We start from the raw sequence: 24,065 nt of genomic DNA, 5'->3' as shown, positions 1-24,065 counted from the left end.
ATGCTGACACTCAAAATAGTTGTGAATATTATTGTATTTTTCTTTGTTGGTTTATTTATCTTTGGTTTTCTATCTAGCGATCCTTCTCGTAACCCTGGTCGCCAAGATCTAGAATAATCAAACCAAATATCATACCGATTGTAGAGTAGGGGGTGAGACTACCCCCTATTTTTTTGTTTACAATAGTCGATGGTGTAATCTAAATAGTCCAGATCGCATTACTAAAATTTGATTCAATTCAATTATGGAAAAAAATCCTGCCTTATCTCAAGAGCCACGATACGAACCTGCCATTGTCATCCCACTAAAGCAGGAATCTTCTTTAATAGATTGGTTAAAATCCCACAATCGCTTAATTCCTAGAGAGCCAGCAGAGCAAGAAAATCGGGATGCAGCCCAAGATGATGTCAGCGAACTCTTAAGTGATGATTATGAAGAGGAAGACGATTTTGATGATGATGATGATGATTAAATGTAGTCGTTGCTTCAAATTCGATTATTTGTTAAATCTGAATTTGTTTGTGCCACAATAAACACGAATCTTTTATCTTAATAAGCCTATCGTGGATACTAAATCGATCTTGACCATTAAACCGATCGATCTTTCTGGCACAAGTCTGATAATTGCCTTGGCTTGTGTCTTGACTGTGACAGCTATTATTTTTGATGGGGTGATACAGGGATGGCATAATTTGGCGACAACCCTGACTTTACCCCTATTAATTGGTGCTTTAATTAGTAGTGTTTTGGGTTATGTGGTCATACCTATTTTACAGCGACTCAAAACAGGACAGGTAGTTCAAGAAGATGGCCCTCAAACCCATCTCAAAAAAGCAGGAACTCCTACCATGGGGGGTATTTTTTTTATTCCTGTAGCAGTAGCCATCGCTTTAATAATAACTAAATTTTCGCCTAATGCGATCGCTGTTTGTTTGGTAACCCTGAGCTATGGTTTTATTGGTTGGATTGATGATTGGCAAGTATTACGCCAACAATCGAATAAAGGTATTTCCCCACGAATGAAGCTTACTTGGCAAATAGCTGTGGCAATTCTATTTTGTGTTTGGTTATGGGGGCAAAAATTTCCTGAAATTACTCAAATTGCTTTACCAGGAGGAATTACTTTATCTCTGGGTTTGCTATTTTTACCCCTAGCAGGATTTGTCTTGACAGCAGAGACTAATGCCACAAATCTTACCGATGGGGTGGATGGTTTAGCAGCAGGAACAAGTGCGATCGCTTTTTTGGGCTTAGGTATCATTATTGCCAGTACTCACCCAGAATTGACTGCTTTCTGCGCTGCTATGAGTGGCTGCTGTTGGGGCTTTTTAGTTCATAATCACAACCCTGCCAGGGTTTTTATGGGGGATACAGGCTCTCTTGCTTTGGGAGGTGCGCTAGCAGCAGTAGGCTTACTTAGCGGTAATCTGTGGGCATTGTTTATTGTCAGTGGTATTTTCTTTATCGAGTCTCTATCGGTAATTGCCCAAGTTAGCTACTACAAAGCCACAAAAGGAGCAGATGGCAAAGGAAAACGGTTATTTAAGATGGCACCCATTCATCACCATTTTGAGCTTAGTGGCTGGAAAGAAACCCAGGTTGTGGGAATGTTTTATTTAGTGAATATAGTTCTTGTAGTATTGGCTTATTTCTTCCGCTAATAATGTTCTATTACAAAACCGCTAAAACAATAATTCTCTATTTAACAGACTACAAATAGTATCAAACCTCAATCTTAGTCATCGTTGAGAGGACTCGATAAAAGGATGAGGGCTGAAAAGTAGTACTAAGTAACTTATGTTTTCTATTGGGAATTACTATAAATTCAACCAAATAATAATTTTTGCGATCGCCTTCAAAAAAACAGTGTTGATTGCTACTAAAAATGCGATGATAGAAATCCCTGAGAAAATCCCGCGATCGCATAGATGGTATTACGCGCTAAAATAAATAGTAACTTGTGATTGTCGCAATCGAAAAACCATCGAGAAAGTTCTGCTTGAAATACATTTTATAGGAAAAAATGGTACAAACACCGGTTTCCCCAGAAAAAAAAGCCAAAAAACCGTCAAAATTAGAAGGAATCAAAGAACGTAGCAATTTTTTACGAGAACCATTAGCTACGGAATTAGCCCAGGATACGACCCATTTTAGCGAAGAAGCAATACAAATTCTCAAATTTCATGGGTCTTATCAACAGGACAACCGCGATAATCGCGTCAAGGGTCAAGAAAAAGACTATGGTATGATGTTGCGGACTCGTTCTCCTGGGGGATTTGTTCCCTCACAGTTGTATTTAACTTTAGATCGACTTTCTGAAGAATACGGCAACCATACCCTGAGAATTACTACTCGTCAAGGTATGCAGCTTCACGGCATTTTGAAAAAGAATCTGCAAGAAACAATTTCTGCCTTGATTAAAAATATGGGTTCTACCCTTGGTGCTTGTGGAGATTTAAACCGCAATGTTATGGCACCTCCTGCACCCTATAAAGATAAGCCTGAGTATCAGTATGCTTGGGAATATGCGGAGAAGATAGCAGATTTATTAACCCCCCAAACAGGAGCTTATTATGAAATTTGGCTGGATGGGGAAAAAGCCATTAGTGGTTCAGAAGCCCCAGAAGTAAAAGCAGCCAGACAGCGTAACGATAACGGTACAATTTTCCAAGACAGTGTAGAGCCAATTTACGGCACTCACTATATGCCTCGTAAATTCAAGATTTCTGTTACCGTACCAGGTGATAACTCCATCGATGTTTATACCCACGATATCAGTTTAGTAGTTATCACTGACGAATCAGGAGAACTAGAAGGGTTTAACGTACTCGCTGGAGGCGGTTTAGGACGTACCCATAATAAAGAAGAAACTTTTGCACGGATGTCCGATGAAATTGGTTTTGTGGCAAAAGATGATATTTATGACTTAGTTAAAGCGATCGTGGCTACTCAGAGAGATTATGGCGATCGCGTTAGCCGTCGTCATGCCAGAATGAAGTATCTTATTAATGACTGGGGTGTAAAAAAATTTAAAGCCCAAGTGGAAGAATATTTTGGCAAGAAAATAGCGAAATATCGTAAATTACCCCAGTGGCAATATAAAGATTTTCTCGGCTGGCACGAACAAGGAGACGGCAAACTCTTTTTCGGTATCTCCGTGGAAAATGGACGGATTAAAGACGAGGGAAAATTTCAATTAAAAACCGCCCTTAAAGAAATTGTGTCTCAGTTTGAGATTCCCATGCGGTTAACTGCTAATCACAACGTCATTCTCTATGAAATCGATCCTGCTAATAAAGAAGCAATCGAAAACATTTTAGTCGAACGGGGTATTGAAACCAATCCCGATGCCATTGACACCCTAACTCGCTACTCAATGGCTTGCCCCGCAATGCCTACCTGTGGATTAGCTATAACCGAGTCAGAGAGGGCATTACCAAAAATAAGCGATCGCATTCGTCAATTATTGATTACACTAGGAATGCCAGACGAATACTTTGTGATTCGGATGACTGGCTGTCCTAATGGTTGCGCTCGCCCTTATATGGCAGAATTAGGCTTTGTTGGTAGTGCGCCTGGCAAATATCAAATATGGCTAGGAGGAACGCCCGATCAGACAGAGTTAGCGCAACCCTACGAGCAAAAAATGCCTATAGATGAACTAGAAAGCTTCTTTGAGCCTATTTTCGTCTATTTCAAACGCGATCGCAAAGCTAAAGAAAGCTTTGGTGTTTTCTGCAATCGTGTCGGCTTTGATGCTATTCGTAAATTTTCCGCAGATTACAAACTAGGTAGCTATATGGAAGAAACTACTCCCAAACGCAAATTCCGCAAAAATCAAAAGCGTGTCAGTGTACCTGATGAATTATTCCCTCGCTTAAAAGAAGCAGCCCAAACCGAGGGTAGACCAATGAATCAGATTATCGCGGAAGCTTTAAATGATTACTTCACTAAGAAAACAGAAGCTTAGTAACTTTTAACTTTTTAGTAATAATATTAATCCTGCGTTTTAATCGACGTGGGATTTTTTTTTAGGGCGGGGCGATGCCCCACTCTAATTATGACAATTGTCCAAGAAAAGAATTTTTGATTTTAGTTGAGTTTTTTGTAATATAGAACTTTATATAGAGTATAAAAGTTCTACTTATGTTAGATAGTCTTGATGCTGTTCCTTGGGAAGATTTAGAACACGCCTATGGTTCGGCTAGTGATGTTCCCGATCTTTTGCGTCGATTGCTCGATCCCAATTCGAAAGAACGCTCTCGTGTTTTAGACGAACTATACGGTAATGTCTTTCACCAAGGCACGCGGTATCCAGCAACGCCTTATGTTGTACCTTTTTTAATCGAAATGTGTGCCAGTCCATCAGTTTCTAATCGCAGCGATCTACTCGGCTTTTGGGGAAGCTTAATTACTGGATATTTTAGTATTCAAGAACGCCCTTGTTGGGGAGACGGGGAAAAAATTCATGAATATGGTGAGATTTACAAAATAGAAGAAGAAAATACTTATGGTGAGGCGTTGCATCAAATTTATCGAGAATCGCTGAAAGGAAAAGAGTTACTGGTCAATCTTTTAAACGATAATGACTCTAGTATCAGAGCAGGTGCAGCATGGGTACTTGCCTGTTTGCCCACTATAGCAGAATCAACCGTGCCAAAACTAGAAGCGCAACTAGACCGAGAAATATCTGGTGGGGTACGTGCTGGGATTGCTTTTGCTCTGGGAGAGCTTAGTGCATCTACTCAATTACTTAAAATACTAGATCGAGAACAATTTTCCGCAGCTAAATGTATGGCGGTTTGTCAACTCGCACGCATCAATCCTCAAGAGAGTTTAATCGAACCGCTGTTGGAATTTGTCAGTCAACCCATTAGTGGATATCAGGATGTTTTTGGTGCTGGTGGTAAGTCTACAGATGATGCAGCTTTTTCTATTTCTTATTTACCCCGTCAGATTCAACAAAAAGCGATTCCCGCAATTTGCCAGCGTCTTAGACAAGCACGCTCTCTTGATACCATGCCATTGGTTCGCACTCTTTTATCTGCAACATTTGAGGAGCGTAACGAACCATTAACCGAACTTACAGATTTACAAAATCTTGTTTTGAGTCAGATGTTAATGACGGATGAACTTTGGTCAATTGGTAATTTGTTCTGGACTTTTCGCGCCTACGGATTATCGTCAATGAAAGAAGAATGCGCCAAGCTTGTCGGCATTGAAATCACACAAGATGATGCTTTAAAAGAACTTCGTTCGGCACTTGCTTATGCTGAGATTGGTTTTTTAGAAAAAGCACGAGAAGGCATTCTGAAAGCTCTGGAAATCGATTCTGCTGTTTTTGAGCGAGTACCGACACCAGAAGAATATTGGTTATTTTACGCCAAAGCATTTGCCGAGTCCGATCCCAAGCAAGCAATTGAAGCTTTCCGACGTGCAGTTTTAATTAATCCAGAGGTAGTAAATCGAGTATCTCCAACTTGGCATTTAGCAGATTTACTCAGAAAAAATAACTTTTAGCTGCTCTTTTTTTCAAGTAAAAATTAATTCAGGCTTATTTTTTATAATTGATAATCTCATAACAACTAACCATTAATCTTTAGATTCCAACATCGCTACTTCTTCTACTAAAGATGCGGTTTGAGAAATTACGTCATTGGTTTCTGTTGCTTCTGGTCGAAACAAATTCATGATACCCTTATCATAGTTAGATGCGATCGCTAAAAATGCTCCTGCTAATACATAAATCGGTACTGGTAAGATAAATCCTCTGAACCATAAAAAAGTTTTCGCCAAAATAAACAATACTACAACACTAAATAACCAAGATTTCATATTTCTTTATCCGATTTATTTTGGAATAGGATTACAAATTTCAATTAAAGTTCCTTCTTGCGCTCTGACATAAGCTACAGTTTGTCCCCAAGGTTTTTCTGTCGGTTCAGATACGGAAATTGCACCAGCTTCTATGGCTTTTTGATATGCTGCATTCACATCATCAGAGACAAAAGCCAACTCATAGCCAAAAGGATTACCCTTTGCCGATACCTTCTCATATTTTCCCTGCAAATTCATTTCACCCAATTGATGAGAAGCAAAAGCCAATACAGTATCTCCTGTTTCTAGTTCTCCATAATCAATATTTCCTTGTTGTTCGTAGATAAATCTGGTTTCAAAACCAAAGGCACTTTTATAAAAATTGATTACCTGTGGGACATCTTCAACATAGATAACTATGTATCCAAGTTTCATAATTTAACTCCATAAAAATAAACAAAACTGCAACACTAAATAACCCAGATTTAATATTTTCAGTAATCAATTAGAAGCCAGGGTGTAGGAATAAAAATACTTGCTCATCCTTCATAATTCATAATTCATCCCTCATCCTTTAAAAGCCAGGGTGTAGAAAATAAAAATACTTGCTACTGGCTACTTAATAAACCTCATCTTTATAGAATCACCATCCCCAACTACCAGCCTCACCCTTAAATGGGCCTACAATATCCGAAGTAACCCAACCGCCGTAAAACTCTCCTGGCTGTGGTTGTACTAACTCATCATCCACATAGCAAGCGTCCATCATAGCAGGATAAAACGCCACATAATCTTTAATATCCGCAAAATCAGGTGTGGGATTACTATAAAACCAACCCGCATTATTAGCCTGTTTATCACCTACTATGACGCTGTAATAGCTTGCAACTCCTTTCCATTCACAAAAAGACCTTCCAGAAATTGTAGCTTGTAAATACTGCATCTGAATATCTTCTGGAGGAAGGTAATATACAGGGGGATGACTGGTTTCTAGTACTCGATAAGCGCGATTAGTATCTGCTAGAGTAACACCATTAAAAATGATTTTGACCTGTTTTTGCGATCGCTCTAAACGAGGAGGACGGGGATAATCCCACACTGATTCTTGATCTGGTTGGGGTTTAATAGGTTGAGGGCGCATAACTTAATTTTGGTGATGTTATAGTCAATAATCTAGTATAAAATAAGTCTTTTATCATTAGTCTTAAAATAGTCCGATCGACTTGATCGATTAATATTTTTAAATTTTAAAAACTTAGGAAGAAATAAATTTAGTAAAGTCAGCAAATGTTTAACTAACTTCTCAAATTGAAAATATTTAATTCAAAAATACTTAATCAATAATATTACAGCATTATAAGTAAGCAATTAACACAGAGAATTTAAAAAACAATGAAAAAAAATTCTAATAAAAACTTAAAACAAGGCTTAGGTTTTTTTACAGCAGCAATAGACGCTACCTTAATCTATAATTTCAGTCAAGATATATCTGATATTAAACTCTTTATATTAAGAATTTTACTCACTATTTTTATTAGCGCAGGTATCTGGTTAATTATTTGTTATGTTATAGATCGTCTTGATAGTACTACTTGATATAAATTTTGAAAAAATAAAAGCTGATATATATTTGTCAGTTGGGTTATAAAATGCGATCGCAGATTTTATGATAGAAAGCGGTCGCTTTTTTAAAATTAAAATTCAACAAATTACCTATTTGCGATAAATTTCTCTACGATGACCAACTTTGATTATTTCTATAGTCAAAATTGAAGATTGAATATTATAAATAACTCGGTAATCTCCAACGCGAATACGATAAATGGACTCACTCCCCATCAGTTTTTTACTTCCTGAAGGATGAGGATTAGTTGCTAGCTTTTCTACTACTTGTAAAATTCTGATAATAATTTGCTTATCTAACTTCTTAAGCTCTTTTTTAGCTGATTTTTTCCATTCAATTTTATAAGATGCCATCTTGTTTTAACTCAGCAAGTAAATCTTCATGGCTAGTAGTTGGCTCGTCTCTTCTTTCAGCGACTACCGCTAAATCTTCCATATCTTCTGAGTTGTTTGTAAACTTATCAATCAATAAAGGAATATTAAATTCTATTTCAACACCAAAAAACTTTATTTTTAAAGTCTTGCTAATTTGAATTAATCCATCATACAGCTTTAATTTGCTATCTTCTTCCAATGAATCAACTAAAACATACTCAACAGGTTTTTGAGAATTAGCTAAAGAGTTATGTTCGTACTGAGCAATTGTCAGGTTAGCTAGACGTAATTGTGATTTAAGATGTTCGATATTTGCAATCAGTTGTTGAGTTGCAATGTTATAAGTATCAAAGTTAACATTTTCTTGTGCAACAATTGGCAAAGCAAAATAACCAACTAATGCTTGCTTTAATTCTTCAATATCTATCTGTGATTCATCAACATCGATTGTCATATATGTAATATCATCTCTATCAATTAAGTTGAGGTTACATTCAATATTTTGATCGAATAAAAATTTACCAAAGTAAGATAGATATTGTTTACAGATATCTCTAAGATGCTTAGGAAAGTTAAACTTTAAAGAAACTGTTTCAGACAATAAAATTTTATCTATGATTTGTGAGTTTAGTTCTTCAAATGTTTGTTGATATACTAAATCAGTTTTTTTGTTGTAATGTTCTAGAACTTCTTTTATAGTTTTAGATTTCCAGTATTGATCGATAGACAACAAAAAGTGAAGATAGACATTGTCATCATCATCATAAGTACAATAAGCTTTAGTTCTTCTGTCCGATAATTTTTCAAACTGCTGCTTAAATATTGAATAAAAATATTTTATATTCCATTGTCTTGATTTAATATCTCCAGAAAATGTCAAAGAAAAATCATTATCATTTCTTTTTTTTATAATTAAAGAATTAAAATGATAATTTTGATTACGTTTTTCTGTAAAGAAAATCAATGCTATTAGTTTGTTTGGTATAGCATTTAATCTTATATGTTCAAAATCGAGAACTGTAATTTTTTGATTTCCGACTTCTGCATAAACACAACCTTCTTCTAAGGTATCCCAAGTTTTAATTTTCTTTTTGTTTATAATGACTTGTGGTTTGCTATCAATGTATTCAATTTCAATCAATTGATGTGCCTCTATTTTTATTGTCAATAGAAATATTTTTATATTTTACCTAAAACTGATTGAATATCGCGCAAAGTCGTTTACCCAGCTTCGTGTTCTGGGCAAACGACTTTGCGCGAGACAAAAAAAATCCCCCTAAAAAAAGGAGGATTAAACATTAATTAAGCAGCCACCAACTCCTTCTTCTCGCTAGCCGATAACTCATTCAAAACCGCACTAACATTAGTCTTCGCATCACCCAACAACATCAAAGTATTATCGTTATAAAACAAAGGATTATCCACACCTGCATAACCAATACCAAGACTGCGCTTCATAACCACCACATTTTGAGCATTCCAGACTTCCATAACTGGCATACCTGCAATGGGGCTATCAGGATCGTCTAATGCGCTAGGATTAACAGTATCATTAGCTCCTACTACCAACACCACATCAGTATTAGATAAATCGTCGTTAATTTCATCCATCTCTAACACGATGTCGTAGGGTACATTAGCCTCTGCAAGTAATACATTCATGTGACCAGGCATTCTTCCCGCTACAGGGTGAATCCCGAAACGTACCTCTTTACCACGCTTACGAAGGATTTTAGTCACGTCAGAAACCATGTGCTGTGCTTGAGCCACTGCCATACCGTAACCAGGTACGATGACTACAGACTTCGCATCATTTAGTAACTCCACAGTTTCTTCCACCGTAGTTGTAGTAGCTTCGCCGTAGGATTTTTTCTCACCACTAGCAGCTTTTTTACTACTACCTTCACCAAAACCACCTAAGATAACGCTGATGAAAGAGCGATTCATCGCAGCACACATAATGTAGCTGAGGATTGCGCCACTACTTCCTACTAACGCACCAGTGATAATCAGTACATCATTAGAAAGCATAAAACCAGCAGCAGCAGCAGCCCAACCAGAATAGCTGTTCAGCATAGATATTACCACAGGCATATCTGCACCACCGATCGCCATTACTAAATGCACCCCTAACACACAAGCAATACCTGTCATGATAAGCAAGGGTTGTAAGCCATTCTCTACTGTCATGAATTGCCAGCCGAAGACAAAGGTAGCAACTAACATACTGATATTGAGCAAATGACGCGCAGGAAGCATCAAAGGCTTACTACCAATCATCGCACTCAACTTACCAAAAGCAATAATTGAACCTGTAAAGGTAACAGCACCGATAAAGATACCGATGTAGATTTCGATTTCGTGGATGGTGGCTTCTGCACCAACTAAACCCGATTCGGGCTGTAAATAGTTAGCAAAACCAACTAATACCGCAGCTAAACCCACAAAACTATGCAAAATTGCCACTAATTCGGGCATAGAAGTCATGGCGACTCTCGCAGCTAAGATTGAGCCGATAATGGCACCAGGAACGATCGCAGCTACTAAAGTAGTGTATCCTGTAACTTGGGTACTCAATGCTGTGGCAACAAAGGCAATTGCCATTCCTGCAATACCAAACATATTACCGCGACGGGCTGTTTCCTGGTTTGATAATCCTCCCAGGCTAAGGATAAATAAAGCACTAGCAGCTATATAGGCTACTGTTAAGAGATTATTGGACATAGATTTGAAACGATGAATTATGAATTATGAGGGATGAATATACGAGCAGGTAGCAGGTGGCTGGTAGCTCTTTGTGTGTCTTCTTTTAGGTTATCGTTCGTGATTTAGTAATATTTAATAACTAACAAAGAACACATCCTACAGCGAAGCGTCCTACCTGCCACGAGCTAAGAGCAGAAAGCTATTTTTGGAACATCTTTAACATCCGTTGCGTTACCAAAAAACCACCAGAAATATTAATAGTTCCCACAAGAATCGCGATCGCGCCTAAAATAACAGTAGGTGAGGTAAGATCGCTCGATATTTGCAACATTCCCCCTAAGATGATGATTCCGCTAATGGCATTGGTAACGCTCATTAATGGTGTATGTAGTGCGGGGCTGACATTCCAGATAACTTGCCAACCCACAAAGCAAGCGAGTACAAAAACAGTGAAGTGAGATAGGAAAGATTCGGGCGCACCCACACCAATACCAACTAATGCACCAACTGCTAAAAGTATCCAAGCTAAACCACTATTAGAGGATTTTTTCTCTTCGACAACAGCAGTAGCTACCGCAGCTTTTTTCGGTGGAGGAGTAGGAGAAGGATTTTCAATTTTTGGTGGAGGCCATGTTATCTTACCTTCATGTAAGACTAGCGCACCTCTAACTACTTGATCTTCGTAGTCTACTTTATAATCTTCTGCACCACCCATATCTTTGAGTAAATGCCAGAGATTTGTACCATAGAGTTGACTAGACTGGGCTGCCATACGGGAAGGTAAGTCAGTTAAACCAATTACAGTAATACCTTTATAATTATAAATCTCATTAGGTTTAGTAACTTCGCAGTTACCACCTTGTTCGGCTGCTAAATCCACAATGACAGAACCTTCTTTCATCGATTCCACCATATCAGTCAAGATTAACTTGGGTGCGGGTCTTCCTGGAATCAAAGCGGTAGTAATAATAATATCAATTTCTTTAGCTTGTTCTCTAAACAATGCCATTTCCGCATCGATAAATTCTTTACTCATTATCTTGGCGTAACCACCAGCACCAGTACCATCTTCGGCAAATTCTAATTCGAGGAATTCTGCACCGAGGCTTTCTACTTGTTCTTTTACCACAGGGCGAGTATCAAAAGCCCGCACTACTGCGCCTAAGCTTTTAGCAGCACCAATAGCAGCCAACCCAGCTACCCCAGCACCTATTACCATTACTTTAGCGGGGGGTACTTTACCTGCTGCGGTGATTTGCCCAGTAAAGAAACGCCCAAAGTTGTTAGCAGCCTCAATTACAGAGCGATATCCTGCAATATTCGCCATTGAGGATAACGCATCCATTTTTTGCGCGCGACTAATACGGGGAATCGCATCCATCGCTAATACTGTAGCGTTACGAGAAGCCAATTTATTTAATAATTCTTCGTTTTGCGCAGGCCAAATAAAGCTAATAATAGTTTTACCGACTGGTAAATTTTCTAATTCTTCTCCTTGGGGCGCACGCACTTTAAGAATTATATTAGCCTGTTCCCATAAACTGCGGGCATCAGTAATAATGTTACATCCAACTTTTTCATAAGCTTCATCTGAAAAATTGGCGGATTCTCCTGCTCCAGACTGAATTAAGATTTCAAAACCTAATTTTTGCAGCTTTTTAACTGTTTCTGGGGTTGCTGCAACACGGGCTTCATTTTCATATATTTCTTTAGGAACACCAATTTTATTGGATGGATAGTGCGGTTGATTGGATTCCGCTTCTTTTGTAATGGTTGCTGTCATGTATTCTCCCTATATGACTACAAAAACTAGAAATCGCCTTACCAGGATATCTCAACTATCTAATGACAAACACAGTTGCAGTAATCACAATTATCTGAGGTTTTTCCTAATAGATCGCGATTTGTTACTGTAATGTCATATATGCGTTGCTGGTGAAGGCGATTTTTAGTCAGTTTATTTCTTATGCAATACTAGTGCCATCTTTCTATGGTGTTAATATTCTTCAGGTTATTTTAGGTATTGTTGAATGTCAGGGTATTTTATGGTTAGTGATGCTAGAATTTGCACAATGTCACAAAATATACAGTATTAAAGTCTTTACAGTATTAGAGTAAATAATTTAATACAAAGAATTGGGAACCAATATTCTTGGGAAAGTAGTCTTGTGGAAGTAAAGGCCCAGAATGAGCACTGACATTAAAAGACTTCTGCTAATACTGGCAATAAGATTGTAGTATTTATACTTAATTTATACGACAAATTCGCTTCAGTTTTTTGCAACAGAACCTTTGAGATTGCCTATTCTAAACATTTCAGCTAATTCATATGTCTAAGATAAGTCAATTTTAGACAAAATAAAGCAATAATAGAGAAGCCAAAGCAAATCACTTCTTGATAAATTCTGAATTAGCGGTATTTGCAATCAAAAAATGATTTAAGTCTATGTCTATAGTTTCGCTATAAAACCATCGGAGATTGCTTAACAAAACGTCCAAAAGCGTGGAGTTAAATCGATTCGTTTAAGGGATATGCACTTGAAAAAATTCAAGATGGTGTTTATTGGGGGACTGATAATAACTCTACTTTAATAACCACTGCTGAATCAAACGACGTAGCTATTAGCAAGTAGGGAGTTTAGAAATTTCCTACGCAGATACACAACGCCAAAAATAGAAAACTATAGTATGGAGAATTTACTATGAACAAATTAAAAGGAAAAATTGCCTACATTGCTGGAGGAGCAGGAAACGTAGGCGAGGGAATTGTTAGAGCTTTTCTTCAAGAAGGCGCGACAGTAATTACCTCTTCTCGTAAAGCCGATCAACTCGAACAGCTTCGAGATTTGTTAAAAGATACTTCAACAGAGAAACTGGTGACAATGACGGCGGATTTGGGAGATCTTGCCAGTGCAGAAAAGTTGCGGGATAAAATTTTAGATAAATATGACCGCCTTGATGCAGTAGTAGCTTCTCTTGGTGGTACTTGGGATAGAAATGTACCCATGACAGAAGTATCAATGGAAGAATGGCAAAAGTTCCTCTTTACCAATCTCACTACTCATTTTGTAACGGCTAAAACCTTCTTACCAGTTTTGGCTCAAACTGAAGGTAGTAGCTATACCTTTCTCGGTGGTGGTGCAGCGAATACTCCCATTCCTAACTATAGTCTCGTTGGCATACCTGCTGCTGCTCAATTAATGATGGCAAAAGTGATCATGCAGGAGATGGCAGATAGTGGAGTACGAATTAATCAGGCGATCGCAAATGGCTTCGTTAATACTCGCGCATCTCAAGATAAAGCACAACCTAGTTGGTTAACTGCTGATGAGATTGGCAAATATATTGCTTGGCTAGCATCAGACGAGGGTAAAGTGGCTAACGGCACTGTTCCCATATTGCAGAAAGAAATCAATCCCTTTTCTTAAGTCGATCGTGACTGCCCAGGTAAAAAAATGAGTTCAGTAGAAAACAGAAGTATGACCAGCTAAAGGGTTCTGTTGCAAACAGTTTTAACCGACAGAAAAACTCTGTAAATAACTAAATTTTTAGGCAGCAATCCCAACCAGAGAGTGAATAAAATTTGGTTCTGTTGCCCAAAACCGAAGCTAATTTGTAGTATAAAACCTATGTGGAAGCTTTCTAAGCATTAGCCAGTCTTTTAAGTATTAGTCTCACAAAATAAAAGTTTAGCTTGGTATTTGCATGGTCAAGAGTTCTTTTAACAGCGCGATTATACAAGAGTCGGAAACCTCCGCAGATCTCGCGCTCAAAATTCTTGACCAAACTTTTGCATCTTTCCATCCAAGAGTTACTTCTTTCAATTACTGGTGTTAGATCTGGCTCGTTTTTTCTTGAGCAACAAAGGTTCAACTAAAAAATAGCGATCTCGAAATGTTCGGCAATTTGCGATCGCCATACTTCCAGAATACAGTCCTTGCAATTCTTTAAGACTTACGCACCCAAAATTTTAAAAAGTCCGTATTTCCTTATTTTCCGTTCCCTCAAACCTCGATTTTTCGTTTCACTGCGTAACTTCTATTCTTCTACTTTGAGAAGTAAAGCTTTGAGGTAGGTAATTTAACTAGCTAATTTCCAAAAATAAAGTTACCCGTAATACGGGTAACTGTAGGCTTGTTATGAAGGAATAAAATTGCAACCAGAACTTCTTTGTAGAAGTCTTTATGGTCATAAGTAAAATTTTCCCAGTAGAAGAAAACTTTACTATACATTCTATTATATCTATTTTTCTTGGATTTTGTATAGATTTTTATCTATATCTCGTATAGATAGTGTTTCTTCTACTCATATCTGTCCAATTATACTATATCCCAGGCTTTTATAATTAAATCTTTTAACCAACGCCGTTGTACAATATCTAAAATGCGGTCATCCTGTAAAATTTCAGCTTGTAAATCTTCTAGAGATTGCCCTTGTTGACGAGCAATCTTGACTACTCCTGCAATTGCAACTGCAATAATTTCTTCTGTAATTGACTTTTTCCCTAAAGCTGAAATTGCTTCTGGATTATCTGGGATGGGATAATTCATCTTAAACTGGCTCTTACTCTAAAATTAACAATGTTTATCTTCTGCTGCATGAATATTGGTAGATTAAGATCAAAGGACTTGACATTAATATCAGTTAAGTCAGTAGACTTAAACTTGATTTCCACAAATATCGATTTTTCTTAAGGTTATATTAATAATTCCCAATGCAAGAGATTTTCTATCTAGAAGTTCCTACTCCCCACATCAATCGAGTTCGTGACTGGTTACAGCAAACATGGCAACCCACTACCACTAAAGTAGTAACTCCTGACGGTATTCGCTTACAATTTACACCACAGCATAGTGGTGAACTATCAATTTTTGTTTGGCAATTACAACGTACAACATACCTTAAGATATTTTTGTGGGATTCTTGTGAAGAAAAAAATACTCTACCGAAAAATACAATTTCTCAAATTAAAAATCGATTAGTTGCCGATATTCGCCAAGCATTTCCTCCTAACTATCCCGTACCTCCAAAAATAGAGCTATCTCAACAATCAATATTTGAAGCTTTAGTAGCGGAGTATCCTCAGACAGTTAAATATTTCCAAAAATTTCCTAACGGAGAATACGATCTGAATCGGGTTTATTGGTGGGAACAAAGATGGCGCGAAAGTGTTAACAACCCGCAGCAACCCAAAAAGGTTATTTTTAGCAATCAGGAAAAACAAAGTATTACCCCAGATTACGATTTAATTTATATTGGTGGTGCATTGGGAGTAATACACGCTGCGGTAATGGCACAAAAAGGTTATCGTGTTTTATTGTTAGAAAGATTACCTTTTGGCAGAATGAATCGAGAATGGAATATTTCTCGTGATGAATTTCAAAGTTTAATCAACTTAGGTTTGTTTACCCCTAAAGAATTTGAAAATGTTATTGCAGCAGAATACGTAGATGGCTTTAATAAGTTTTTTGATGCTTACAATCCCGAACACCTCAAAGCAAAAGTTTTACACACTCCTGAAGTATTAAATATTGCCATTGATGCCGAAAAACTACTTGAATTTTGCGGAGATAAACTATTATCGGCTGGAGGGGAAATTTGGGACGAAACCGAATTTATCAAAGCTGATATTGCCCACAACGGAGTTAGCTTGGAATTAACTCATCTACCTACAAAAGAGCATAAACAAGCCACAGGAAGACTATTATTGGATGCAATGGGTACAGCGTCTCCTATAGCTTGGCAATTGAACGGAAAACGAGCCTTTGATAGCGTATGTCCCACCGTAGGCGCAGTTATCGAAAGCGGGATTGCACCCGAAGTATGGGATGAACAATACGGGGATGTCTTGAACTCCCACGGTGATATCTCTAGAGGAAGACAGCTAATATGGGAATTGTTTCCCGCAGGTAATGGAGAATTAACTTTTTATCTCTTCCACTACCATCAAGTCCATCCTGACAACCCTGGTTCACTATTAGAGATGTACGAAGACTTTTTTACTATAGTGCCAGAATACCGTCGTTGTAATATGGATGAGTTAGTTTGGAAAAAAGCTACCTTCGGTTATATACCAGGACATTTTAGCACCAGTAGTAGCGATCGCAATGTAGCTTACGATCGCATACTAGCTATTGGGGATGCAGCTTCCTTACAATCTCCCCTTATTTTTACTGGTTTTGGCTCATTAGTACGCAACTTAGATCGTCTCACTACTCTACTGGATACAGCTTTAAAACACGATCTTTTAACCTCCGAACATCTCAGTCAAATTCGTGCTTATCAAAGTAATATTTCGGTTACTTGGCTCTTTTCTAAAGGAATGATGGTACCTACCCATCAAGTACTACCGCCTCAGCGTGTTAACTCAATGTTAAATACCTTCTTCGGTTTATTGGAAGAACAACCCCCCGAAGTTGCCAACACCTTTATTAAAGATCGTACAAACTGGTGGATGTTTACCAGACTTGCATTAGTTGCTGCGAGAAAAAACCCCACTTTACTATGGTGGATCTGGCAAATGGCAGGTAGCAGGGATTTATTGCAGTGGTTAGGCTCTTATTGGGCATTTACTTTAGATTCTGCCCGTAAATCACTATTTATTAGTTGGTTTCCTGCTTGGCTTAAAGATTCTCAATCTTGGCTAGAAGAAAAATATCCCAGTTTATGGTTAAAGTTGCTCAGCTTTAGTTATCAGTTGCAATATTCAGCAGGAAGGAAATAAAGGCAGTTGCTTTTTCCGGTTGAGGCATTATTCTAGATTGTCAATCAAAGACAAGGTGGAGCTATTTAACCTGAGTTCGGGATCAGCTGAACTCCTTGTTAGGCAGTTAACTAGTTAACTTAAAAATTCCTTTTTCTAGTTAAATTTTTAATCGATCCGCTCTCGAAATCTTTGAGGGGCTTATAGCTTATAGCTTATAGCTTATAGCTACCCTAACCGTTTAATTTTCTTAACCCGAACTGACGTTATTTAGTCGCAGATAAAATGGGTTTTAGCAATTCAACACCAGCTTAGCCAAGAATAAAGTGGCTTGCTGCCAGTTATCAAAATATTCAGGCATACAGGTTTGGCAATCAATATAAGTTACTGCCCAAAGGCGATCGCTTTTTTGCTCAATGCGCCCTAAGAAGTGAAAATTGCGATCGCGATTCGACAGCGACAGATCGTAAATATGACTGGCAATTCTGGTAAAAGTAATTGTCCCCAATTCAAAATTGAGAAGATGTGGAGGATTTGCTGTTGCTGGTAGGTTCACTGTAATTGTAATTCTGAGCGAGTATGGTTGCGCTGGTAGCGGAAACTGAACTTGTATCGCATTTATATTGAAGGTAAGTAATGCATTCCCTTGAGAGCGAAATTCGTAATCTGCGTTTTATTTCTCTAACTGGATAGGTTTTAATTATAGCAATACCAGTAGAGGTTAAGACATTTTCTGTTTTCTATTATCTTGAAAGTCAATTTCATAAATGTTCTAACCCATTGATGTGCTGCTATAAGTATTTTTCTCAAAACAAAAACACTCAAGCTAAAACTACCGAGAGACTTCCTCTTTAAATTAGTTTAATCTGGAGTTTTACTGTTGGGTATTTCAGCAAATTAACTCCCTCATTTCTATTTAAGGAAATATCAGTTTTTTAGTTGAGTGTTAGTGTTTTTATTTAACGAGACAGATCTTAAATCAAACAGATTTTTTATTCTCCTTAATCGAATGTGAACAAACCTGTGGTTTCTGTCAGGGAAGTCTTTTGAACTTCAATTACTAATTTAACACTTTCTTTTCCAAGACCTAGAAAATGATACATAAGTTTACTTAAAATCTCAATTTTGAAAGCAAATTTTTGAACACCAATCTCTAAGATGTTTGGTCGATAGGCTAGCTCTTAATCTTGAGATATATCTTCTGTCTGATGAACTCTTAACTTACGGCGAATTGGTAGACGTGAATCCAAATTTACACCAGAGAAAATACAAAATTCTCGAATATCCACAGCAGCATCTAAAGCCCATGGAACTCGCTCCTGTGTATACTCGATTAAGAGATTCGTTGTTTAAGCTCATCAAAAATTTTATCTATAAAAGGGAATCATAAAATACGGTTGGCAAAGCACCAAATACGAAAAAGCTACCAACAAACTGAATGACTCCTTTAGGATTAGGATGAATAGCGACCCAACTATGGGGAAAAGGTTGAAAACGAAAGTATTTTTCTGTCTTTTTCAAGATAATCATTTTAAATACAATTTAATTACTTATTGATCCCAATTCTTGCGCACTGGATAGATAGTACATTATTTTTTCTTAAAAAAAAACTAAAACTATTGTTGATACTAACTCAGTGACATCAAGACTTTGAGCTTCCAAACATTCGTCTCTTGTTAATAGATGAAAAATGGTATTAGTTAACAATCACGTTTGTCTCAATCCAGGTTTTTTCTTTAGTAAGGCGAGTGCCATAATTTGACTTATAAACACTCGCTTTTCAAGCAATCAAAAAATGCGATTTATCGGCTTGATTAAGCTTTTAGCTTGACTGTATTTGCTCTTGTCTAGCATCAACTCTTTTTAATAAGACTTTGAGTATTTGACGTTGCTCATCAGCATTAAATTTGCTTATTTGTTGAACAAAAGGATCGCTGCTGATGCTACTAAGCAAGCTAGGGTTCTTTTCAATGGCATCTAATATTACTTGTCTAGGGGGAAGAACGGCAAAAACATCTGCTTCTAGAGTCACTTCGGAGCCTCCATTTGCCAGTGGTAAGCTATAGGAAAGCTGATCGAAATCACCCATATCTGGGGGTTCTATATCGCCTTGAGGTAAGAAAGTGCCTCGCTGTTGAGCAGAAAGCAATAGTGTTCTCATATTATCTCCATCAGTAAATGAAGCAGATGGTATTGACAATGTGACATAGCCACGAATTTCTGTGTCTCTGCCAACGACAACCTCTTCTTCTCGAACATCTGGTAGCAGTAAAAATAAACCTGTATCTAATGCTGGAAGATTAACTTCATAACTTCGTAAAAATTCTGACTCGCCTATTAATACTGGTATTGGTGCTAGTGGATTATTGTCACCATTGACATCCCAAAAAGCAGCAAAAGAACTAGAATCAAAACTGGGTGTTAAAGCTGTAAAAGTCAGTCGTATTTCTAGATTGCTAAAACTAGGATTGGCGATTGTCAAAAAGTAACCCTGAATAACAGTACGATTGGGGGATTGATCACGGGTGATTATAGGCTTAACTAAAAGTTCGTAAGTGGAAACATTAATTGTTTCAGCCATTGTTCGATCTCCTTTTAAGAGGTTTATTTGATTAATTTCCTATTAACCTCTCAGAGTCAAACACGAAGGCTACGCAAAATTTTGGCTTTTTGTAATATTTCTTAAACTATTAACTACTAACTACTACCCAAATCAATAAGATTAGGTTGAAAATTATATGGATAAGAGCGTGATTCAAAAAATTAAGCATGATTTTGATCGCATTGCTTTATACGAACAACCAAAATGGAATCACAACAATCACTATCATCAATTCTTACTCAAACAATTACCATCCCACTGCGAAAATGTTCTCGATATTGGCTGTGGAACAGGAGAATTTTCTCGTCTTTTAGCTAAACAGACTCAAAAGGTGGTTGTGATCGATTTATCACCCAAAACAATTGAAATTGCACTTGCAAATTCCCAAGAGTATAAAAACATAAATTTTCAGATTGCTAACATTTTAAATTATGAATTTCCTAGAGAGTATTTTGATGCAATTGTTTCTATTGCAACCCTTCATCATGTCCCAGAACCAGAATTACTAGCTAATTTGAAAGCTAGTTTAAAACCTGGGGGAACTCTTGCGATTTTGGACTTACTCAAGCACGAAAATCTACAAGATAGCTCAAGCGATATTATTGCTGTTCCGCTAAACTGGATATTTTCATTGACAAAAAATGGTCGCATTAAGCAGTCTCCTGAAGCGATCAAAGCAATGAAAGAGCATCTGCATACGGATGAGTATTTGACTTTATCTCAAGTCAAACAAATTTATACAAGTTATTTCAAGGGCGCGAAAATTACCAAACATTTGTTCTGGCGATATTCAGTTATTTGGCAAAAAACTTCACTTTGATGATGCAGCAGTGTCGCACCGCTATTACCTAACCCAACCATTGTCTATTTAATTAAATCCGCTTATATCAATTGGAAGAAAGAATGCAACAGATGAATTGTAGGGTGGGCGACGCAAAGCTAGTACTTTAGTGCATTGCCCACCCTCCCTTTAGAGCTAATTTATGTGTAGCAAACATTTATCAGATTGAGATTACTTAATATCTAGACATATCTAAAAGCATTATCCCAAACATAATCGATGACCTTCATTGCTAACTCTAAAGGTAATACTTGTAAATAGTTATGCTCATCTTGTTTGAGTAAATAAACCTCTGTTGTTTCTGGGTTATCCTCTGAATTTATATTGATTTTACCTCGGATTTCTTCCATATTTTTAATAGTCTCATTTATATCAAAATTGATTTTCTTACCGATTCTTTCTTCCATCCATAACTCAATACTACTGTCTAATTGTTCTGAATTCAGTAATGTATTGCTAGTTAATAAATGATAGTATACTAAAATAATCTCTTTGCATTCCTCTTCTTCTGCTGCATCAATGAGATACTGAAATACTCCTACATTATTTGCTATATTCCGAAAAAAGAGAGTTTCGGTAATATTTTTTTGAAATTTGATTTGCTTACTTTTATAGCGAGTATATTGTTTAAAAGCAAATCCGCCCAAGGTAACCAATAAAGAAAGTGTCGTTACGAGTAAAGGGGTTATTTCTCTAACTTCTTCTTCTTTTACTGGTATGACTGAAGTGGGGATATCTCCTAGAAATACATAAAAAAATACAGCAGCAATTAATAACAGTTGTGGTAAAACTCTGAATATTAAAGAAATACTTGCACCAATAGCTGGAATCCCAAAAAGTAACCTATCTTTCCAGTTCATACTCATTTGCACATTAGGAAAAATAAATTCAATATCTAGTTTAGATAAATTTTTGTAGAGATAAATATAAACAGATCCAGGCTTGAAATCGAGTTTTTCTTGAGGAGTAGGCTTATTTCTAAAATGTTTTTCTTCTTTAAACTTAATTAGCAAAACAACTCGTTCAAAAATATCGACTCTTTTTTCTTGGGTTCGCCAAAATTTTTTAATTTTAATATTTTTGTAAATATCTCCCTGACAGTAACAAAGCATTTCCTCAAAGTCAGTAAAATCTACTTCTGTTTTTAAATCAAATAAAGAATCATCTGTTAATGCCCTTCTTAAAACTCCTTTAGACAATGGATAATAGTTAGCTTTTTGCAGAATAGTAGTAAAATCTTGGATGAGATTTTCTGTCATACTTTTTTGGCTGGCTAAATCATATTGAGTGGCAACTTCCCCACTGCGATCGGGATTAAAAAGAGTATAATTATGCTTAATATTTTCTAGGTAGCTATGAAATTTAAAATGATAATAAGCAGCTAAAATTTGACAAAACTCTTCAAATTGCTTTTTTTCTTTAACAGTTAATTTATTCTCGGATAAACAAAGAGCGATTAAAGCTTGTCGAGTATGAGGGATAAATGCTTCTCGATTTTGATAAACAGCCATAACAGAAATTTTTAGATAATTTTACCAAGTATTGTTACCAAGTATTTAGAGAAGAGGAACTTAGCTCGTGGAGCAAGGGTCATTAAATTTAGATAACCTTTTATAGAAGAAAAAACAGATGAAAGATCCTTCTTCATTGGAGCGTACTCCGTCTCTATTTGCTGGATTAACTGTACTATCTCTTTCCTTGGTTGCTAGTTCTTTCATTTTCGCCAAGGCAATTAGTGAATTCAAACAAGCCAATGATGTTCTTGTAGTAACTGGCTCTGCCAAACGACCCATTAAGTCAGACTACATCATTTTACGTCTCTCTGTATCTAGCCAAGAAGCAACCGCTAAAACTGCTTACCAAAACCTGGAACGTCAGATAGAGTTAGTACAAGACTATTTGGCAGAAAAACAAGTGCCTGATGATGCCATCACTTTGAGTGCCATCCGAACTAATGCGCTCCCAGAGGTGACTGCCAATGGACGTGAGACTGGTCAAATATTAGCCTATCGTTTGAGTCAAACCATAGAAATTCGCTCAGATGAGGTAGAGCAATATGCAGAACTATCTCAGCAATCGACCGAACTAATCAACGAAGGAATTAACTTGGTTTCTGAACCCCCTGAATATCTTTACACCCAACTAAATAAACTACGAGTCGAGATGGTAGCCGAAGCAACCAAAGATGCCAAAGCCAGGGCTGAAGCGATCGCCAGTAGCGCGGAAAATCAGGTCGGTGCGGTACGAAGTGCCAAGACGGGGGTATTTCAAATTACGTCTCGCAACTCAACGGATGTGAGCAATTATGGCATTTATGACACATCTTCTTTAGAGAAAGATATTACCGCAGTTGTGTCGGTTCAGTTTGGCATGAATTAAACTCATCTAGACAAATCCCTAGGATTTTCTTGTCATCGGGACAAAACGAACGGGAATAGTTTTTTTCTTGATTATTGTCTCTTCTGTTTTAGTCAGCACAACTATGTCTTGATGCCATGTACCCACAGGAATCACCATTTTTCCCTTAATTGCTAGCTGTTCGATTAAGGCGTGAGGAATGTTTTCTGGAGCAGCAGTGACGATAATTGCATCGTAAGGAGCGTGTTCTGTCCAGCCTTGATAGCCATCACCAGTTTTTACTTCAATGTTTTCGTAACCCAGTTGATTGAGGGTTCGATTCGCTCTTTCCGCCAGTTGGGGGATAATCTCGATGGAATAGACTTGTTTAGCTATCTCTCCTAGTATTGCTGCTTGATACCCACAGCCAGTTCCAATTTCTAACACCTTATCATTAGAATCAATCTCGGCAGCTTGGGTCATGTAAGCCACGATGTAAGGTTGCGAGATAGTTTGATGATGACCGATGGTTAATGGGCGATCGCTGTAGGCTAAATCTCTGCAACATGAATCAACAAATTGATGACGAGGTACTTGAGACATAGCTGCTAAAACTCGTTCATCTTTAATCTCGCGATCGCGTATTTGATATTCTACCATTTGCCTACGCTGCAACTCAAATTGCTCTGTGGTAGTTTGATGCAGATCTGGTACAAACTGGGAATTCATTTTTTTATCCTTCATTAATTTATCTCTATCTTTAAGCTAGAGAGCAAAAATGAAGAATCAATGAAGAAATAAATTTTATTTCGTTGCACAGGGGAGGTGGGAAGCAGAAAGAAAAAAACATCAGTATTACTCTCCCATATTTCTCATCTTGCCCACTACACAGTTCAAGAAGTCAGAAGTCAGAAGTCAGAAGTCAGAAGTGTTTTTAACGGGACTTAAACAATTTTGACGTTAAAAATAAGGTAGAATGCTTTAGTTAAGAGACTTGAGCATTATTATTTAAAGCGATCGCAATCATGAGAGAAACTACTCCCGCAGCCATGCCTCCCTGC

Annotated in this window: 24 protein-coding genes and 1 pseudogene; 11 read left to right on the top strand and 14 right to left on the bottom strand. The window is 37.3% G+C overall.

Translation table 11 applies throughout. The features are described 5' to 3' along the window. The 5 genes from H1P_RS02485 to H1P_RS02465 all read left to right on the top strand — a co-directional run bounded on the left by H1P_RS02485 (nt 1) and on the right by H1P_RS02465 (nt 5,520). Complete coding sequence (locus H1P_RS02485; protein ID WP_144863821.1) at nt 1–117, top strand: photosystem II reaction center protein I; 117 nt, start codon at nt 1–3, stop codon at nt 115–117. A 127-nt stretch (nt 118–244) separates the two neighbouring features. Then, entirely contained in the window at nt 245–472 is a 228-nt protein-coding gene (locus tag H1P_RS02480) for a DUF3134 domain-containing protein (protein ID WP_144863820.1), read from the top strand. A gap of 91 nt (nt 473–563) precedes the next feature. Continuing rightward, a complete protein-coding gene (gene mraY / locus H1P_RS02475; protein WP_144863819.1) occupies nt 564–1,661 on the top strand; it encodes a phospho-N-acetylmuramoyl-pentapeptide-transferase in 1,098 nt (365 codons plus the stop codon). Between the two features lie 362 nt (nt 1,662–2,023). Then, nucleotides 2,024–3,970: a sulfite reductase, ferredoxin dependent gene (gene sir, locus H1P_RS02470; protein ID WP_144863817.1), complete on the top strand. Its 1,947-nt coding sequence runs from the start codon at nt 2,024–2,026 to the stop codon at nt 3,968–3,970. Nucleotides 3,971–4,146: 176 nt separating this feature from the next. After that, entirely contained in the window at nt 4,147–5,520 is a 1,374-nt protein-coding gene (locus H1P_RS02465) for a HEAT repeat domain-containing protein (protein ID WP_144863815.1), read from the top strand. Nucleotides 5,521–5,592: 72 nt separating this feature from the next. Here H1P_RS02465 and H1P_RS02460 read toward each other — a convergent pair whose 3' ends face one another. From H1P_RS02460 to H1P_RS02450, 3 genes are all read right to left on the bottom strand, one after another. Then, nucleotides 5,593–5,835: a hypothetical protein gene (locus H1P_RS02460; RefSeq protein ID WP_144863813.1), complete on the bottom strand. Its 243-nt coding sequence runs from the start codon at nt 5,833–5,835 to the stop codon at nt 5,593–5,595. Nucleotides 5,836–5,850: 15 nt separating this feature from the next. Continuing rightward, nucleotides 5,851–6,252 carry a VOC family protein gene (locus H1P_RS02455; protein ID WP_144863810.1) on the bottom strand — a complete coding sequence of 134 codons (402 nt, stop codon included), beginning with the start codon at nt 6,250–6,252 and terminating at the stop codon, nt 5,851–5,853. A 208-nt stretch (nt 6,253–6,460) separates the two neighbouring features. After that, complete coding sequence (locus H1P_RS02450) at nt 6,461–6,958, bottom strand: DUF427 domain-containing protein (protein WP_144863808.1); 498 nt, start codon at nt 6,956–6,958, stop codon at nt 6,461–6,463. 251 nt (nt 6,959–7,209) lie between these two features. Between H1P_RS02450 and H1P_RS02445 the strand changes: the two genes are divergently transcribed. After that, a complete protein-coding gene (locus H1P_RS02445; RefSeq protein ID WP_144863806.1) occupies nt 7,210–7,413 on the top strand; it encodes a hypothetical protein in 204 nt (67 codons plus the stop codon). A 117-nt stretch (nt 7,414–7,530) separates the two neighbouring features. Here H1P_RS02445 and H1P_RS02440 read toward each other — a convergent pair whose 3' ends face one another. The 4 genes from H1P_RS02440 to pntA all read right to left on the bottom strand — a co-directional run bounded on the left by H1P_RS02440 (nt 7,531) and on the right by pntA (nt 12,304). Next, a complete protein-coding gene (locus H1P_RS02440) occupies nt 7,531–7,794 on the bottom strand; it encodes a type II toxin-antitoxin system RelE family toxin (RefSeq protein ID WP_144863804.1) in 264 nt (87 codons plus the stop codon). Then, the gene (locus tag H1P_RS02435) at nt 7,781–8,983 is read right to left on the bottom strand and encodes a hypothetical protein (RefSeq protein ID WP_144863802.1); all 1,203 of its coding nucleotides are present in this window, start codon (nt 8,981–8,983) and stop codon (nt 7,781–7,783) included. The genes H1P_RS02440 and H1P_RS02435 overlap by 14 nt, the downstream gene beginning before the upstream one ends. Before the next feature lie 134 nt (nt 8,984–9,117). After that, nucleotides 9,118–10,539: a Re/Si-specific NAD(P)(+) transhydrogenase subunit beta gene (gene pntB / locus H1P_RS02430; RefSeq protein WP_144863800.1), complete on the bottom strand. Its 1,422-nt coding sequence runs from the start codon at nt 10,537–10,539 to the stop codon at nt 9,118–9,120. Nucleotides 10,540–10,720: 181 nt separating this feature from the next. Continuing rightward, nucleotides 10,721–12,304 (bottom strand): Re/Si-specific NAD(P)(+) transhydrogenase subunit alpha, encoded by a 1,584-nt coding sequence (pntA, locus tag H1P_RS02425; protein WP_144863798.1) that lies wholly within the window; start codon nt 12,302–12,304, stop codon nt 10,721–10,723. A gap of 194 nt (nt 12,305–12,498) precedes the next feature. Here pntA and H1P_RS35655 point away from each other — a divergent pair, with 194 nt between their 5' ends. Together H1P_RS35655 and H1P_RS02420 are read left to right on the top strand one after the other, a co-directional pair. After that, on the top strand, nt 12,499–12,639 hold the full coding sequence (locus tag H1P_RS35655) for a hypothetical protein (protein ID WP_186375800.1): 141 nt from the start codon (nt 12,499–12,501) through the stop codon (nt 12,637–12,639). A gap of 584 nt (nt 12,640–13,223) precedes the next feature. Beyond that, nucleotides 13,224–13,949: an SDR family NAD(P)-dependent oxidoreductase gene (locus tag H1P_RS02420; protein WP_144863796.1), complete on the top strand. Its 726-nt coding sequence runs from the start codon at nt 13,224–13,226 to the stop codon at nt 13,947–13,949. Nucleotides 13,950–14,163: 214 nt separating this feature from the next. Here the strand turns inward: H1P_RS02420 and H1P_RS39220 are convergent. Beyond that, nucleotides 14,164–14,349: pseudogene (locus tag H1P_RS39220) on the bottom strand (hypothetical protein); the annotation flags it as partial. 491 nt (nt 14,350–14,840) lie between these two features. Further along, nucleotides 14,841–15,071, bottom strand: coding sequence for a hypothetical protein (locus H1P_RS02410; RefSeq protein ID WP_144863794.1), 231 nt, complete (start codon nt 15,069–15,071; stop codon nt 14,841–14,843). A 164-nt stretch (nt 15,072–15,235) separates the two neighbouring features. Between H1P_RS02410 and H1P_RS02405 the strand changes: the two genes are divergently transcribed. Continuing rightward, entirely contained in the window at nt 15,236–17,245 is a 2,010-nt protein-coding gene (locus H1P_RS02405; RefSeq protein ID WP_144863792.1) for an NAD(P)/FAD-dependent oxidoreductase, read from the top strand. Nucleotides 17,246–17,516: 271 nt separating this feature from the next. Here H1P_RS02405 and H1P_RS02400 read toward each other — a convergent pair whose 3' ends face one another. From H1P_RS02400 to H1P_RS02395, 3 genes are all read right to left on the bottom strand, one after another. Then, entirely contained in the window at nt 17,517–17,780 is a 264-nt protein-coding gene (locus tag H1P_RS02400; RefSeq protein ID WP_144863790.1) for a hypothetical protein, read from the bottom strand. A gap of 815 nt (nt 17,781–18,595) precedes the next feature. Beyond that, nucleotides 18,596–18,754: a hypothetical protein gene (locus H1P_RS35650; protein WP_186375799.1), complete on the bottom strand. Its 159-nt coding sequence runs from the start codon at nt 18,752–18,754 to the stop codon at nt 18,596–18,598. 292 nt (nt 18,755–19,046) lie between these two features. Beyond that, on the bottom strand, nt 19,047–19,805 hold the full coding sequence (locus tag H1P_RS02395) for a hypothetical protein (RefSeq protein WP_144863788.1): 759 nt from the start codon (nt 19,803–19,805) through the stop codon (nt 19,047–19,049). Nucleotides 19,806–19,962: 157 nt separating this feature from the next. Between H1P_RS02395 and H1P_RS02390 the strand changes: the two genes are divergently transcribed. Then, a complete protein-coding gene (locus H1P_RS02390; RefSeq protein WP_144863786.1) occupies nt 19,963–20,646 on the top strand; it encodes a class I SAM-dependent methyltransferase in 684 nt (227 codons plus the stop codon). Nucleotides 20,647–20,849: 203 nt separating this feature from the next. Here the strand turns inward: H1P_RS02390 and H1P_RS02385 are convergent, their stop codons facing one another. Further along, entirely contained in the window at nt 20,850–22,178 is a 1,329-nt protein-coding gene (locus H1P_RS02385; RefSeq protein ID WP_144863784.1) for a TMEM143 family protein, read from the bottom strand. A 118-nt stretch (nt 22,179–22,296) separates the two neighbouring features. Here H1P_RS02385 and H1P_RS02380 point away from each other — a divergent pair, with 118 nt between their 5' ends. Next, nucleotides 22,297–23,046, top strand: coding sequence for an SIMPL domain-containing protein (locus H1P_RS02380; RefSeq protein WP_144863781.1), 750 nt, complete (start codon nt 22,297–22,299; stop codon nt 23,044–23,046). Nucleotides 23,047–23,064: 18 nt separating this feature from the next. On the opposite strand, the gene H1P_RS02375 is transcribed toward H1P_RS02380, so the two are convergent. Further along, the gene (locus tag H1P_RS02375; protein ID WP_144863779.1) at nt 23,065–23,733 is read right to left on the bottom strand and encodes a protein-L-isoaspartate(D-aspartate) O-methyltransferase; all 669 of its coding nucleotides are present in this window, start codon (nt 23,731–23,733) and stop codon (nt 23,065–23,067) included. Nucleotides 23,734–24,065: the final 332 nt, after the last annotated feature.

This window comes from Hyella patelloides LEGE 07179 (assembly GCF_900659865.1).
GTDB classification, from domain to species: domain Bacteria; phylum Cyanobacteriota; class Cyanobacteriia; order Cyanobacteriales; family Xenococcaceae; genus Hyella; species Hyella patelloides.
This window is presented reverse-complemented; position numbering and strand designations above follow the sequence as displayed.

Bases quoted from the DNA above. Each gene is read 5' to 3' on its own strand.
- H1P_RS02450 (WP_144863808.1), bottom strand. From the start codon at position 6,958: ATGCGCCCTCAACCTATTAAACCCCAACCAGATCAAGAATCAGTGTGG.
- H1P_RS35650 (WP_186375799.1), bottom strand. From the start codon at position 18,754: ATGATTATCTTGAAAAAGACAGAAAAATACTTTCGTTTTCAACCTTTT.
- H1P_RS02465 (WP_144863815.1), top strand. From the start codon at position 4,147: ATGTTAGATAGTCTTGATGCTGTTCCTTGGGAAGATTTAGAACACGCC.
- H1P_RS02410 (WP_144863794.1), bottom strand. From the start codon at position 15,071: ATGAATTATCCCATCCCAGATAATCCAGAAGCAATTTCAGCTTTAGGG.
- H1P_RS02390 (WP_144863786.1), top strand. From the start codon at position 19,963: ATGGATAAGAGCGTGATTCAAAAAATTAAGCATGATTTTGATCGCATT.
- pntB (WP_144863800.1), bottom strand. From the start codon at position 10,539: ATGTCCAATAATCTCTTAACAGTAGCCTATATAGCTGCTAGTGCTTTA.
- sir (WP_144863817.1), top strand. From the start codon at position 2,024: ATGGTACAAACACCGGTTTCCCCAGAAAAAAAAGCCAAAAAACCGTCA.
- H1P_RS02395 (WP_144863788.1), bottom strand. From the start codon at position 19,805: ATGGCTGAAACAATTAATGTTTCCACTTACGAACTTTTAGTTAAGCCT.
- pntA (WP_144863798.1), bottom strand. From the start codon at position 12,304: ATGACAGCAACCATTACAAAAGAAGCGGAATCCAATCAACCGCACTAT.
- H1P_RS02455 (WP_144863810.1), bottom strand. From the start codon at position 6,252: ATGAAACTTGGATACATAGTTATCTATGTTGAAGATGTCCCACAGGTA.
- H1P_RS02440 (WP_144863804.1), bottom strand. From the start codon at position 7,794: ATGGCATCTTATAAAATTGAATGGAAAAAATCAGCTAAAAAAGAGCTT.
- H1P_RS02460 (WP_144863813.1), bottom strand. From the start codon at position 5,835: ATGAAATCTTGGTTATTTAGTGTTGTAGTATTGTTTATTTTGGCGAAA.
- H1P_RS02420 (WP_144863796.1), top strand. From the start codon at position 13,224: ATGAACAAATTAAAAGGAAAAATTGCCTACATTGCTGGAGGAGCAGGA.
- H1P_RS02485 (WP_144863821.1), top strand. From the start codon at position 1: ATGCTGACACTCAAAATAGTTGTGAATATTATTGTATTTTTCTTTGTT.
- H1P_RS02405 (WP_144863792.1), top strand. From the start codon at position 15,236: ATGCAAGAGATTTTCTATCTAGAAGTTCCTACTCCCCACATCAATCGA.
- H1P_RS02380 (WP_144863781.1), top strand. From the start codon at position 22,297: ATGAAAGATCCTTCTTCATTGGAGCGTACTCCGTCTCTATTTGCTGGA.
- H1P_RS02445 (WP_144863806.1), top strand. From the start codon at position 7,210: ATGAAAAAAAATTCTAATAAAAACTTAAAACAAGGCTTAGGTTTTTTT.
- H1P_RS02480 (WP_144863820.1), top strand. From the start codon at position 245: ATGGAAAAAAATCCTGCCTTATCTCAAGAGCCACGATACGAACCTGCC.
- H1P_RS02375 (WP_144863779.1), bottom strand. From the start codon at position 23,733: ATGAATTCCCAGTTTGTACCAGATCTGCATCAAACTACCACAGAGCAA.
- H1P_RS02385 (WP_144863784.1), bottom strand. From the start codon at position 22,178: ATGGCTGTTTATCAAAATCGAGAAGCATTTATCCCTCATACTCGACAA.